The organism is Marinobacter lipolyticus (genome assembly GCF_018424605.1).
GTDB classification, from domain to species: domain Bacteria; phylum Pseudomonadota; class Gammaproteobacteria; order Pseudomonadales; family Oleiphilaceae; genus Marinobacter; species Marinobacter lipolyticus_B.
In genome coordinates this window covers 1-13,631 of the sequence record NZ_QTKT01000011.1, presented here as the reverse complement: position 1 = coordinate 13,631, position 13,631 = coordinate 1, and the positions used below count along the sequence as shown (strand labels likewise).

General features: G+C 52.2%; 10 protein-coding genes. 4 read left to right on the top strand and 6 right to left on the bottom strand.

Going from position 1 to position 13,631, the window contains the following annotated elements; translation table 11 throughout:
- Positions 1-12 precede the first annotated feature (12 nt).
- The 3 genes from DYI22_RS14255 to DYI22_RS14245 all read left to right on the top strand — a co-directional run bounded on the left by DYI22_RS14255 (position 13) and on the right by DYI22_RS14245 (position 4,347).
- A complete protein-coding gene (locus tag DYI22_RS14255; protein ID WP_323132923.1) occupies positions 13-1,353 on the top strand; it encodes a cytochrome P450 in 1,341 nt (446 codons plus the stop codon).
- On the top strand, positions 1,353-3,008 hold the full coding sequence (locus tag DYI22_RS14250; protein ID WP_091642693.1) for a GMC family oxidoreductase: 1,656 nt from the start codon (positions 1,353-1,355) through the stop codon (positions 3,006-3,008). Before DYI22_RS14255 ends, DYI22_RS14250 begins: the two co-directional genes overlap by 1 nt.
- 88 nt (positions 3,009-3,096) lie before the next feature.
- Complete coding sequence (locus DYI22_RS14245; RefSeq protein ID WP_091642696.1) at positions 3,097-4,347, top strand: NAD(P)/FAD-dependent oxidoreductase; 1,251 nt, start codon at positions 3,097-3,099, stop codon at positions 4,345-4,347.
- Positions 4,348-5,179: 832 nt separating this feature from the next.
- Here DYI22_RS14245 and DYI22_RS14240 read toward each other — a convergent pair.
- The 6 genes from DYI22_RS14240 to DYI22_RS14215 form a co-directional block, all read right to left on the bottom strand.
- A complete protein-coding gene (locus DYI22_RS14240) occupies positions 5,180-5,851 on the bottom strand; it encodes an OmpW/AlkL family protein (RefSeq protein ID WP_091642699.1) in 672 nt (223 codons plus the stop codon).
- Positions 5,852-5,936: 85 nt separating this feature from the next.
- Positions 5,937-7,559: a long-chain fatty acid--CoA ligase gene (locus DYI22_RS14235; protein WP_172972330.1), complete on the bottom strand. Its 1,623-nt coding sequence runs from the start codon at positions 7,557-7,559 to the stop codon at positions 5,937-5,939.
- A 100-nt stretch (positions 7,560-7,659) separates the two neighbouring features.
- Positions 7,660-9,258 carry a GMC family oxidoreductase gene (locus DYI22_RS14230; protein WP_091642703.1) on the bottom strand — a complete coding sequence of 533 codons (1,599 nt, stop codon included), beginning with the start codon at positions 9,256-9,258 and terminating at the stop codon, positions 7,660-7,662.
- Positions 9,259-9,285: 27 nt separating this feature from the next.
- Positions 9,286-10,740, bottom strand: coding sequence for an aldehyde dehydrogenase family protein (locus DYI22_RS14225; RefSeq protein WP_011783983.1), 1,455 nt, complete (start codon positions 10,738-10,740; stop codon positions 9,286-9,288).
- A gap of 51 nt (positions 10,741-10,791) precedes the next feature.
- The gene (locus tag DYI22_RS17710) at positions 10,792-11,310 is read right to left on the bottom strand and encodes a rubredoxin (protein WP_011783984.1); all 519 of its coding nucleotides are present in this window, start codon (positions 11,308-11,310) and stop codon (positions 10,792-10,794) included.
- Positions 11,311-11,447: 137 nt separating this feature from the next.
- Positions 11,448-12,671, bottom strand: coding sequence for an alkane 1-monooxygenase (locus tag DYI22_RS14215; protein ID WP_199185490.1), 1,224 nt, complete (start codon positions 12,669-12,671; stop codon positions 11,448-11,450).
- A gap of 258 nt (positions 12,672-12,929) precedes the next feature.
- Here DYI22_RS14215 and DYI22_RS14210 point away from each other — a divergent pair, with 258 nt between their 5' ends.
- A complete protein-coding gene (locus tag DYI22_RS14210; protein ID WP_228301053.1) occupies positions 12,930-13,529 on the top strand; it encodes a hypothetical protein in 600 nt (199 codons plus the stop codon).
- Positions 13,530-13,631: the final 102 nt, after the last annotated feature.

Below are 13,631 nucleotides of genomic sequence, written 5' to 3'. Positions count from 1 at the left end.
AGGGTGGTACCGATGCACAGGCAGATCCAGGGGCTGAAACTGTTAATGAGCGCCAAGAAGAAGGCCTTCGGCCCACGCCGGCCGGTGCCCGAATTTGTTGAATCAGTCATCCCGGACGTTAACACGCTGGCCCTTGAGGACATCGATGTCAGCAATCCATTTTTGTATCGGCAGGATCAGTGGCGCGCCTATTTCAAACGGTTGCGCGATGAGGCTCCGGCGCATTACCAGAAGAACAGCCCCTTCGGCCCCTTTTGGTCGGTGACTCGCTTTGAGGACATCATGTTCGTAGACAAGAGTCACGACCTGTTTTCCGCCGAGCCGCAAATCATATTAGGCGACCCTCCAGAGGGGCTGTCGGTGGAAATGTTCATAGCCATGGATCCGCCAAAACACGATGTGCAGCGCAGCTCGGTTCAAGGCGTGGTGGCACCGAAGAACCTGAAGGAAATGGAGGAGCTGATCCGATCGCGTACCGGCGATGTGCTTGACAGCCTGCCTCTGGGCCAGCCCTTCAACTGGGTGCCCACTGTATCGAAGGAACTCACCGGTCGCATGCTCGCAACCCTTCTGGATTTTCCTTACGAGGAACGTCACAAGCTGGTTGAGTGGTCGGATCGGATGGCCGGGGCAGCATCGGCAACCGGCGGCGAGTATGCCGAAGAAGAGATCATGTTTGACGACGCGGCTGACATGGCCTGGTCCTTCTCCAGGCTCTGGAGGGATAAGGAAGCGCGCCGCGCGGCGGGCGAAGAGCCCGGTTTCGATTTGATCAGCCTGCTACAGAGCAACGACGACACCAAAGATCTGATCAATCGCCCGATGGAGTTTATCGGCAATCTGACGCTGCTTATCGTTGGCGGCAATGATACCACTCGCAACTCAATGAGTGGTGGCCTGGTGGCCATGAACGAATTCCCAAAGGAGTTCGAAAAACTGAAGGCAAAACCGGAACTGATTCCGAACATGGTGTCGGAAATCATCCGCTGGCAAACGCCGCTGGCCTATATGCGCCGAGTCGCCAAGCAAGATGTTGAGCTGGGCGGCCAGACCATCAAAAAGGGCGATCGCGTTGTGATGTGGTACGCCTCGGGCAACCGTGACGAGCGCAAGTTCGAGGACCCCGATCACTTCATTATCGATCGCAAGGACGCACGAAACCATATGTCATTTGGCTACGGTGTTCACCGTTGCATGGGCAACCGCCTGGCCGAATTGCAACTGCGTATCCTATGGGAAGAGATTCTCAAACGCTTTGACAAGATCGAAGTCGTCGGCGAGCCGGAGCGCGTGCAGTCCAACTTCGTGCGGGGCTATTCGGAGCTGATGGTCCAGCTGACACCAAAAAGTTAATGAACAGGCTAACCAGGATGACGACCGAACAATTTGACTATGTCGTGGTTGGCGCGGGCTCGGCCGGATGTGCTGTCGCCAGCCGCCTGTCGGAGAGCGGTCGCCATTCTGTGCTGCTGCTTGAAGCCGGTCCGGAGAGCCGCCGCAACCCTTTCGTGAACATGCCGCTGGGTTTCCTGCAGCTAATGTTCAGCCGCCGCTACAACTGGCAGTTCAATACCGAACCGCAGCGTCACATGCACGACCGGGCGCTTTTTCAGCCGCGGGGCAAGATGCTTGGCGGTTCCAGCGGCATGAACGCGCAGGTCTATATTCGCGGGCATGCCCGGGACTACGACGAGTGGGCACGGCTGGGGTGCAAAGGGTGGTCATACGCCGAGGTGTTGCCCTACTTCCGCCGATCGGAACATTTCGAGCCCAAACTTACGCCGAATGAGGCAGAATTTCATGGTCAGGGTGGTCCGCTGAACGTTGCCGAGCGCCGCTATACCAATCCGCTGAGCACGGCGTTTGTCGAGGCGGCGACCCAGGCAAAGTACCGGCTCAATACAGATTTCAACGGCAGTGAGCAGGAGGGCGTGGGCTTCTACTACGCCTACCAGAAAGACGGCACACGCTGTAGCAACGCGCGGGCCTATCTCGAACCCGCCACGGCGCGTTCCAACCTGACGGTTTGCAGCGGCGCGTATGTCACCCGGGTGCTACTCGAAGACACCCGCGCCACCGGTGTCGAATACCGCGATACAAAGGGGCTGACGCAGGTCCGTGCCGGGCGCGAAGTTGTGCTCTGCGGCGGCGCGTTCAACTCGCCGCAACTGCTGATGCTGTCCGGGATCGGTCCGCGGGAGGAACTGTCCCGGCATGGCATAGAACTGCGCCATGCGTTGGGGGGCGTCGGGCAGAATCTTCAGGATCATATCGACGTGTTCGTGCGCGTCAGCGCCCGCAGCCGCCAAAGCATCTCGATGCATCCGAGTTACTGGCTCAAGGGGCTGTGGGGCGCTCTGACGTATCTGAGCGGCCGGCGGGGCGTGCTGTCGAGCAACGGCGCCGAGGCCGGCGGGTTCATCCGCTCCCGGCCCGAGGAGCCGGTACCCGACCTGCAGCTGCACTTCGCGCCAATGCTGTACGACGATCACGGGCGAGACCTGAAGACCGCGATGAGCGGTTATGGCTACGCGGTGATGATCTACGGGCTCAGGCCGTCGTCGCGCGGGCGCGTCGGTCTGCACAGTGCCGACCCGTTTGCCGCGCCGCTGATCGACCCCAACTACATGGCCGAGTCCGCCGATGTCGAGCGACTGGTGCGCGGTGTCCACCTGGTGCGCAAGATCCTGGCGCAGGCGGCGTTTGCCCCGCACCACGAGGTTGAGGTCTTGCCCGGGCCGGCGCTGCAGAATGACGACGATCTCGCCGCATGGGTACGGCGCAGCGGTGAATCAGCGTACCACCCGGTTGGCACCTGCAAGATGGGTGTTGATCCGATGGCGGTGGTCGATCCGCGCCTGCGCGTGCATGGCCTGCAATGCCTGCGGGTGGTCGATGCCTCCATCATGCCGACGCTGGTCGGCGGAAACACCAATCAGCCGGCAACCATGATCGGCGAGAAAGGTGCCGCGATGATACTTGAGGATGCCGGGGAGATGGTCGGCTGAGCTCCGCGCGCGCGGGCGTCACAGGGCTCAGTTGGCATCTGGACTTCTGATCAATCTGATTCCAAAGAACAGTAGAAAGAGACAGGCTATGGCAAACCAACAGAAAGAGACGACAGTCATCGTTGGCGGCGGGCACGCAGCAGGTGCGCTCCTGACAACCTTGCTGCAAAAGAAATATCAACATGAAGTGGTCCTGGTGGGCGAAGAGCCACATCCACCCTATCAGCGGCCGCCCCTGTCCAAGAACTACCTGGCAGGCGAGGTGGATCAGGAGTCGCTGTACCTCAAGCCGCGCTCGGTGTACGAGAACGCCGGCCATCAGTTGCGGCTCGGTGTACGTGCCGAACAAATTGATCGGGACAACAAGACCATCAGTTTGTCGGACCAGAGCACATTGAAATACGATCGACTGGTCCTGGCCACGGGGTCACACGTTCGACGCCTGAACGCACCCGGGGCTGACTTGAAGGGCATTCATTACCTACATGACATAGCTGACTCGGATGCCCTGCGTGAACAACTGGTTCCGGGGAAACGCTTGGTCATCGTGGGTGGTGGTTACATTGGCCTTGAAGTGGCATCCAGCGCTACCAAAAAAGGCGTTGATGTCACGGTACTGGAAGCGGCCGAGCGTCTTATGCAGCGTGTAACAGGCCCGGAAATGTCGGAGTTTTTTTACACCAAACACAGTAACGCTGGCGTGGATCTACGCCTGAACACGGCGGTAACCGGTTTCGAAGCTAGCGATCAGGGGCATGTGGCTGGCGTGACATTGGCGAGCGGCGGCACTGTACCGGCCGACATAGTGCTCGTTTCAGTGGGTGTGGCGCCAGAAACCGCCCTGGCTGAGGCCGCCGGCCTGCCCTGTGATGACGGCATTATTGTTGACGAGTTTACCCGCACAGAAGATCCAGCCATCCTGGCGATCGGCGACTGTACCCGCCACCGGAATCTTTTCTTCGAGAAGATGCAGCGCCTTGAATCTGTCGCCAACGCGGTTGATCAGGCCCGGACAGTGGCGGCAACCCTGATGGGCGAGAAGAAACCCTATAATAGCGCTCCATGGTTCTGGTCGAACCAGTATGACGTGCGTCTGCAGATGGTGGGGTTGTCGCAATATCATGATCAGCGTGTGCTGCGCGGAAGCCCGGAAGACAAGGGATTTGCGGTGTTTTATCTCCGCGACGGCTGTGTCATTGCTGTTGATGCGGTTAACCTGCCCATCGCTTTTATGGTCGGCAAGACCCTCGTTCAACAACGCAGGCAGGTCAATCCTGAAATGTTGAAGGATCCGGATATTGAACTGAAGTCCTTGGTGAGCGGTCAGTCCATAAATTGAAATTGACGACCGAGTAGAGCTGTGCCCTTAGTTTGCCCAAAATTGCGAAAGCAATGCACAACTCATACGGCCTATGGATATCATATCCTACGACCGACAGCTTTCAGTGAGCGCAAAGAATGCGTGAGCCACAACCGGCGGAATTTCCCGTAGCCAGACACATTACTGTTGCTCTGGTAAACCGAGAGCACCATAGCGGTGAAATAATTCTCTATATATCCCACTAATAACCTCACCTTGCAATTACCGACGAAAATATGAACTTGATTTTATCCACAAAGATAAAGCGAAGTCTCTATCGGCCATTATGGGTAGAGGTTCCGATCACTCAATCCTTCATAAGCAACATCGCCCATTCGGTGTCGACCTCTTGTTTTGGTTCATCTGAGCATATGCTTTTTCATGCGGATGGGTGGTGGCAGCCAAGACAGGGCTTTTCAGACTGCAAGCTTCAAGCGGTGTGTAAATCAAACACAGTAAGATTCCGGCTTATTGATGGTGGACATCAAGAACCGATAGTTACGAGCGGTATTAATGTTAAGACACTTGCTCGATTAAATGAAACTTGCGGGACTACTGAAAAGGTTTTCTATAGTAAGGACGTGCCGGTCCTGATGGCTATATACTACTCGACTAAACGATACGAGACCTTTAAATGATGTATAAGGCTGGGGCTATATACCTAAGGAAGATCTGAATAACCGCTGGTTTTTGCCCCTTTTCCGCAATCTTGGCGGAAAAGGGGCGCATTGGTCTTACGCTGCAGGTTTTTTATCAATCAGCAGGTTGCTGAAAGCGACCAGCAAATGCAGACGGTTGGTATACTTGGCATTTAAAAGCGATATGCGACTCCGATGCTCACGATAGTGGGGTCCACTTCCACTTCTGCCTGAACAGGGGCCGGGCCCAGGTTACCGGTGATATCCGCCTTGAAGGGTGCATATCTAACGTCAAAATTTGCCGACCAGTTATTGTGTATCTTCCAGCGAAAACCAGCCTGAACCGCAGGGGCCCATGTATCTTCGACGTCGAAGTCGGTTAGTGCGCGATCCTTTTCATCTAAAAAGAGAATCCGTCCTACACCCGCTCCAAAGTACGGAGAGAAGTTGCTACCCGTCAAGACATGATACTGAAGCGAAAGAATTACCGGACCATAATCTGTTTGACCAAGAAAAAGACCGGAGAGAGACTCTTCGCCCTGGAGGTCCGCACTAGCGGGAATGCCGCCAAAAATGTTGAATGCCAGCTGATTACTCAGAAAATACGACACGTCGAATGATATGGTCGTATCGTTGTTAATAGACAGGTTGGAATTTGGAACGGGGGCACCCCCCGCAGAGGCTGATCGCAAATCTTCATCGGTTAGAACTCTAGTGGCATTCAGCCCAACCACCCAGTCGCCTCTACTGTAAACCGGCTCAGATTGAGCGTTGGCCAGGCTCGCAGCAAGTGAAAGTAAAAGGAACGCCACTAACGAGACTTTACTAATTATTTTAGGTTTCATTTTTTTATTATCCTTTTTGGTATTAAAACAAATTGGCTTTAGGTAAAACTGCAATTTTTCGTAACACAAATGTCACTCATTGATGCTAGCTTGCCGGTTTACTGACTAATACTTCCCCATACTCAGAACGCAGCTTGTTTTTTAATACTTTCCCAGTGGCATTGCGTGGCAATCCTTCCACAAAGATCGCGCGATCCGGGATCTGCCACTTGGCGACTTTCCCCTGATAATGAGCAAGAAGTTCCTCCTCAGTAATATTTGCGTCGGGTATTTTTACTGCCAACAGGATCGGTCGTTCGTCCCATTTATCATGGGAGGCCGCCACTACGGCAGCTTCATTGATGGCAGAATGGCCCATTGCGATTCCCTCCAATTCGACTGTAGATATCCATTCACCACCAGATTTAATAATATCTTTTGAGCGGTCACGTATTGTCATAAATCCATCATCATTGATCGAAGCAACATCACCTGTCTCGAACCAACCGTCTTCCTCAAGAGTCTGATTTGGTTCAACACCGAAGTAATCGGCTACCACCCAATGACCACGGATGCGGAGATTTCCCTGAGCAATGCCATCTTCGGGCAGTTGATGACCGTCTTCTCCTACAATTTTGAGCTGCACCCCGTAGGGAGGCCGTCCCTGGCTTTCACGGATTTTGTTTCTTCCTTCCTCCGAAAGAGTATTGTGTTTCGACAGCAGTGCGTTGACGGTCCCGATCGGTGATGTTTCTGTCATTCCCCATGCATGGACAACTTCTACGCCATACTTACCACGAAACTCCGACATCATTGAGGGCGGACAAGCGCTACCCCCTATCACCGTCCGTTTAAGCGACTGTGCCGAGGAGCCAAGCTCGTCCAAAGCCGAGAGAAGTCCCTGCCAAATCGTAGGCACACCCAGCGCAATCGTTACGCTTTCTGAATCGATCAGCTTGACCAAACTTTGCCCATCCAGGCCAGGACCAGGCAACACCAGTTTGGCTCCAACCATCGCCGTAATGTAGGGTACCCCCCACGCATTTACGTGAAACATAGGAACAACCGGCATCACCACGTCCCGTGCCGATAAATTCAGTGCGTCGGGTTGAGCAGCTACCAGCGCGTGCAGAACGGTGGAGCGGTGTGAATAGAGCACCCCTTTGGGATTTCCGGTGGTGCCCGATGTATAGCAGAGGCTTGAGGCCTGGTTTTCGGCGATTTCAGGCCAATTCGCGTTAGGCGTTCCTCGCTGGAGAAACTCTTCATAAAACAACAAGCCTGGAAATTGCGCTGCAATTTCTTCGTCCGGTTCGGACATCAATACAAATTTCTCAACCGTCTCCAGTCGGTCTCGGATATTTGAAACAATGGTAAGGAACGTTTTGTCAAAGAATATGACTTTGTCTTGAGCATTGTTGATAACGTAAACGAGTTGTTCTGGAAACAGTCGCGGGTTAATGGTGTGACACACCATCCCGCCACCAGAGATGCCAAGGTAACATTCCAGGTGCCCCACGTTATTCCAACAAATGGTCGCGCACCGATCCCCCTGGACATAGCCTGCCGTTCGAAGCGCTGACGCAAGTTGTCGCGACCGCTCCGAAACAGTTGCCCAGTCAGATCGACTGGGATTTCCATCCGTTCCTATCGACACAATCTCAGCGTCTCCATGGTAGCGAGCAGCATGGTCGATCAAGGAATTCACGGTGAGCTCCATGTTCATCATTTGGCCAAGCACGTTTATCTCCTGTCGTTTTTGTAGTTGGTTGACGCGAGTATCTGGCGTCATTAAGGTCCAATGTAGAAGGCATAATCCGGGTTTGAACCTAAACATTTCCCAAGAGGATGTCGGCTGCATTTTCGGCAATCATCATGGTGGGTGCGTTGGTGTTACCGGCAACCAAACTGGGCATTATCGAGGCATCGACAACTCTTAGCCCTTCAATCCCTCTGACTTTTAATTCCGGATCAACGACTGAATCCGGATCCGCGCCCATACGACAAGTGCCAACGGGGTGGTAAATAGTCTCTGCATTTTCCCGGATAAAGTCCGCAATCTGACTGTCCGAAGACACCGAGTTTCCGGGCTTAATTTCTCGTTTACTATGTAAAGCCATTGTTGGTGCCCCGAGTATCCGTCGTCCAAATTTAACGGCCGAGATCATTGTTTTGATGTCTTCGGGGTTACTGAGATAATTGGGTTGAATCAACGGGTCGGCCAATGGGTCAGGGCTTTTGAGACCAATAAAACCGCGGCTTCTGGGCATTAGATCGCAAATATGCAAGGTGTACCCATACCCGGCCATCACTTTTCGTCCATGATCCTTCAGGTAAGTTGGCAAAAAGTGGAATTGCACATTTGGCCGTTCGCACGAGCGCTCGGATTTAACAAAGCCTCCGGACTCGGCAACATTACTGGTAAGAAATCCACGTCGCGCAAAGATATATGAGAATAATGCGCTCACGCCCCGAAACAGGAAACTGGGAGCAACGCCAATGGGCAAACGTGAGTTTGCCGCGTGCATGATCGTAATATCCAAATGATCAACCAGATTCTGGCCGACCTCAGGAAGATGATGCACAAGGGGGATCCCGTGTTTTCCAAGCTCTTCGCTATCACCGATTCCCGAAAGCATAAGTAGTTGTGGTGAATTAACCGCACCACCAGACAATATGACTTCACCGCCGTTATTGAGTCTAAGCTGGCGATATTCGCCCCCCTGGTTCAGTGTCACGCCGACTGCCCGCTTACCGTCCATTACCACCCGGGTTACCCGCGCGTCCGTTAGCACATCAAGATTAGGCCGGTTCTCCGCGACACGCAGAAATGCCTGCGCTGAACTCCAACGGCGACCATTTTTTTGTGTCACCTGGTAGAGTCCCAATCCCTCTTGCGTCTCTCCATTAAAGTCCGTGTTTATCGGGAGCTCTACATGAGGTGCCGCTCGAACAAAATCTCGACTCAACGGATTGACTGATTTGAGTTCACTTACGGTGAGCTCACCGCCCTCCCCATGGTAAGAATCTGCGCCAAAACGTTTATTATCTTCCAGTCGACGAAACAATTTTAAAGCGCGATCCCATCCCCAGAGGTCGGTCCCGGCAACTTGACCCCAGTGGTCATAATCGGCTTTGTGACCTCTGATATAGACCATGGCGTTGATAGAAGAGGACCCGCCAAGTGTTTTCCCACGAGGCCAAAACAGGCGGCGCTCCTTCAGATGTTCTTGAGGTTCGGTTTCAAGAGCCCAATTCAGCTTTTTACTATTGGAAAGGAGTGCTATACCTATAGGCATATGTATGAGTGGATTTTTATCCTTTGGGCCCGCTTCTAGCAACGCTACTCGCTTTGAAGAGTCCGCCGTAAGCCGATTGGCCAATACACAGCCCGCCGATCCCGCACCGACAATAATGTAATCGTACATAATAACTCTCTTATTATTTGATTATACTCAGCCCAGAATACGAACAGCAGCCTCTATAAGACGCCGGACCCAGGCTGTATAGGGTGGAAAAAGAAGATGCATAAGAGAATGTTTATCCTCCATCAACGCCTTTTCATGCGAAAAAGCGCGGAAACCGTATTCACCGTGTGCCGCCCCTATCCCGGAATTATTAACTCCACCAAACGGCAGGCCCGGATGTAGAAAATGCACAACTGTAAGGTTGACTCCTACAGCGCCGGAGCTCGTTCGCTCGATAATATCCGTGGCAAAAGCCTCGTTTTTGTCGAATATGTAAAGCGCAAGCGGTTTAGGGTTATCGTTGATTTTCTTGATAACCAGATCAATATCGTCGAATTCAATAACGGGTAAGATCGGGCCGAATAACTCCTCACGTGAAATATCCATGTCGCTCGATACATTTGAAATCAACGTCGGAGCAATAAAATTCTCTTCAGCATCTGTAACACCGCCTTCAAAGACTCTTGCACCTTTGTTTTTGGCATCATCTATCAGGTTTGAAACTCGCTGGAAATGACGTCGATTTACAATCCGGCAATAGTCGGCGGTCGATTTCTGGGCTTCTGGTGTTTTTCCATAGACTCGCCCAATTTCCGTTTTAAGTGCTTCATTGAATTGATCTGCGATATTAACGTGCACAAAAACATGATCTGGGGCGATACAGGTCTGTCCATTATTGGCAAACTTACCCCAGACAATGTTTCTCGCAGCCCTCTTTATGTTGGCATCTGGGCCAACAATGGTCGGGGACTTACCCCCCAATTCCAGTGTCACTGAGGAAAGGTTCTTGGCGGCAGCCTCCATGACCACCTTGCCTACCGCAGGACTGCCCGTGAAGAATATGTGGTCGAAGGGTAAGGCCAACAGTTTCTGCGCTACCGCGGCATCACCCTCAATCACGGAAACCAGATCGGGAGGGAAGGTTTCGGCGACAATGTTGGCAATCACCTTTGAGGTATGTGGTGTCATTTCCGAGGGTTTAATGATGGCTCCGTTCCCTGCAGCCAACGCTGAGACGAGAGGTCCGAGCGCAAGATTGAGCGGATAATTCCACGGTGCAATAATCAGGCACACTCCCTTTGGTTCTGGCCGAACATAAGATTTCGTGCCCAGAACACCAACGGATGCAGCCACTCGCTTCGGACGCATCCATTTACGCAAGTGTTTTTTAGTGTGTCGAATTTCCTGAAGCACCGGCAGGAGTTCAGTTAATTTGACTTCTGGAGCGGGTTTTCGAAAGTCCGCCGCGCAAGCCGCAATGATGTTTGATTCGTAGCGTTTAATTGAATCCCGCAGCTGGTCGAGCTGCGCTATTCGAGCCTCCAAGGTAAAACTTCCGCGACGCGCAAGTTGTGCCCGCTGTAGGGCCGCGAACGTTGAATCAATCGTATCGCTGGTTGACACATTGGGCAGCCCAACCTTCGCCAGACTAGCAATCTGCATTATAAAATCACCTCTTGCCGAACGAGACTGTTGTTATTTTCCATCGGATTACTAGTCTTCATAGAGGACATAGTCCTCTTTTGTGGCACCACAGTCCGGACAGCACCAATCGTCTGGAATATCTTCAAAACGAGTGCCGGCAGGGAAGCCTTCGGCTTCATCTCCGAGAGCTTCATCGTAGATATGGCCGCAAGTGATGCAGACCCACTTCCGATAGGTATCTTTTTGAGTCGAGTCTTTCGGCGATTTTGAAGAGTTAGGCTTGGGTTTCGCTTTGGGCTTTGTTTTATTTTTAGCTGAAGGAGTAGATGCGCCCGTTGCTTTCTGCGATGCTCCCTCGGTCTTAGCTTGGCTGGCAGGGCGGACCGCTGTATTGGTTGCGGACACCGAAAGTTCCGGGTTCGCTTCTTGAAGCGCAACGAAGTCAACCTTATCCCTGACGGCACAGTCTGGACAGGACCAGTCTTCAGGAATTTTTTCCCATGTCGTTCCTGCAGGAAAGCCTTCGTGCGGATCACCAACCACTTCGTCGTATACATAACCACAATCAGGGCATTGATACTTAGCCATTTAGAGCACCTTTCAAACGATATTATTGTCTTTGTTTTGGTAGCGCCCGACGCGCACCCTCTTTCAGGTGCACGTCAGAGGCTCTTTTTCTGCAACGTAAATAAAGTAAACGAGGTATATAAGTTCCGATTAGCCGATCATTTAGCCGCGGCGGTATCGACTGATTCAGAATCAGTCCCACCAAATTTACGCTCATAGAATTCACGCTTGCCGGGTTGAATCTGAATCTTATCGAGATCTCCTTTAGCCCAATCCAGCACCCGGTGGTCCATTATCGAACGAAACCATGAGGGAAACATTGCGGCCAGGAACATCCCGGGATATCCCGATGGTAAGGAAGGCAGGTCTTTGAAGTCGCGAAGCGATTGATAGGACCTTGTAGGATGGGCGTGATGGTCGGAATGTCGTTGCAAATGAAACAGAATCAGGTTCGACATAATATGGTTTGAGTTCCATGAGTGGTGCGGTTGTTGACGCTCATAACGTCCATCCGACATCTTCTCGCGCAGCAATCCGTAATGCTCAATGTAGTTGGCGCTGGTCAGCTGCCACCAGCCAAAGGCCATTTGAATGGGCAAAAAGATCAGCATTAAGGGACCAAAAAACGCCAGCAATCCCGCATAAAGCACAGCGGTCAAAATCATAGGCTGAAGAACTTCGTTCTCCAGGCTCCAGACACTTTTTCCACAACGACTGAGGCGCTGTTCCTCTAAATCCCATGCCCGCTTGAAAGCACCGGGAATTTCACGCAGTGAGAATGAGTAAATGGACTCACCCATGCGGGATGTCGCCGGGTCCATCGGCGTAGCCACATCACGGTGATGCCCCTTATTGTGCTCAATGAAGAAATGACCATATCCGACCACGGCGAGGACAAGCTTCGCCATCCAACGGTCAAACGTTTCTTTTTTATGGCCAAGTTCGTGGCCTGTGTTCAGAGCCAGACCATTCACGATTCCCAGGGAAAGGGCCAATGCCAGAAACTCGAAAACATTCATTGGTTGCGTGGATACCCACCAGGCACTGACAATCAAGGCCGCATAATGAATAGGAACAGTTAAGTAGGTCAGTACCCGGTAGTAACGATCCTGTTCAAGCCGAGGCACGGCCGACTCGGGGGGGTTGGAAAAATCCTCTCCAAACATGGCATCAATCAAGGGAACTGCGCCATACCAAAGGATCAACACCAATCCGTACCAAATGCTCCATCCAGTTTGGGATACCAAATAAAGGCCAATAAGAGGCGTCGCTGGCCACAGCACAGAAAGGACCCACAGGTGGCGTTTTCTGTCCACATAACCTTCGGCATCAGGGTCTCTCTGAAGAGACTCTGTTGTTAAGACATTTTCTGACATTGACATTAGGATCACCTTATTGTTTTTCAGCTTGATCATTTTTCTACATTGTGCGAACACCGAGTCCCTCAGGTGAACGGACAAGTTGTAGGCATGAACAGGTTTGGCCAGAACCGGAGATCAAACAACTACTCTAAGGGGTAGTTTTCGCACTAGACATCTATCAATATGCTTTCACCCCATAGCGCCCTCGCGTTTCGGGGAGACGAAGCAGGAGATCGGATTGTCATGACCCGCCATAGCTTGGAAGACTGGTGTCGGAGGATGTCTGAAAGGATGTGGGCTCGTCAGTGTTTCATTACTCAAGGGTGTTTAGACCGCTATTGCCTGAGCGCTTCTGCTACGCCTGAATCAAAGGTAGTTCTGTATCGGGCCCCGCCAGGCTATGGAAAATCTGTACAAGTGGCCTTGGCAGCAAACACTCGCGAACTGGAACTTGAGAGCGCCGTTTATATCAATACCCGGTCGTGCCCTGACTCATGTGACGTTAATGGCAGTTTGTTTGCAGCGTTAGTTTTATATCAACTCGAAGGAGTTGAATCCTGGCGCACGATAAAAAGTGACATCGACACCATCGAAGTTCTTCGAAACGCACTGTGTAATGCAAAAAAGACGATAAGAATTTGCCTTGATGGGGTTGGCGAGGCTAAACATACCGCGGATTTGATTGAGGATTTAATCTGTGAAACACCGAGCAATGTGAAATTTTTCATTGCACCGAGTCGCGTCGGGGCGTTGCCACGTTTGTCTATGATGGCGGGTGTTGTAACGTATGGTGCTGATGAACTTGTATTTACAGAAGAGGAGGTTAGTGAATTATCGGGTATGGGTGGCCCCGAAGAGCCTGTAAACCAAATTGTGTAACTGCCCACGACTGAGTAATCTTTTCAAAAGGATACCATCGTGGGTACACAAGTGGACCAAGAAAAACTCAAAGCCATGGCCGCAGAGCTGGCCAAAGATATC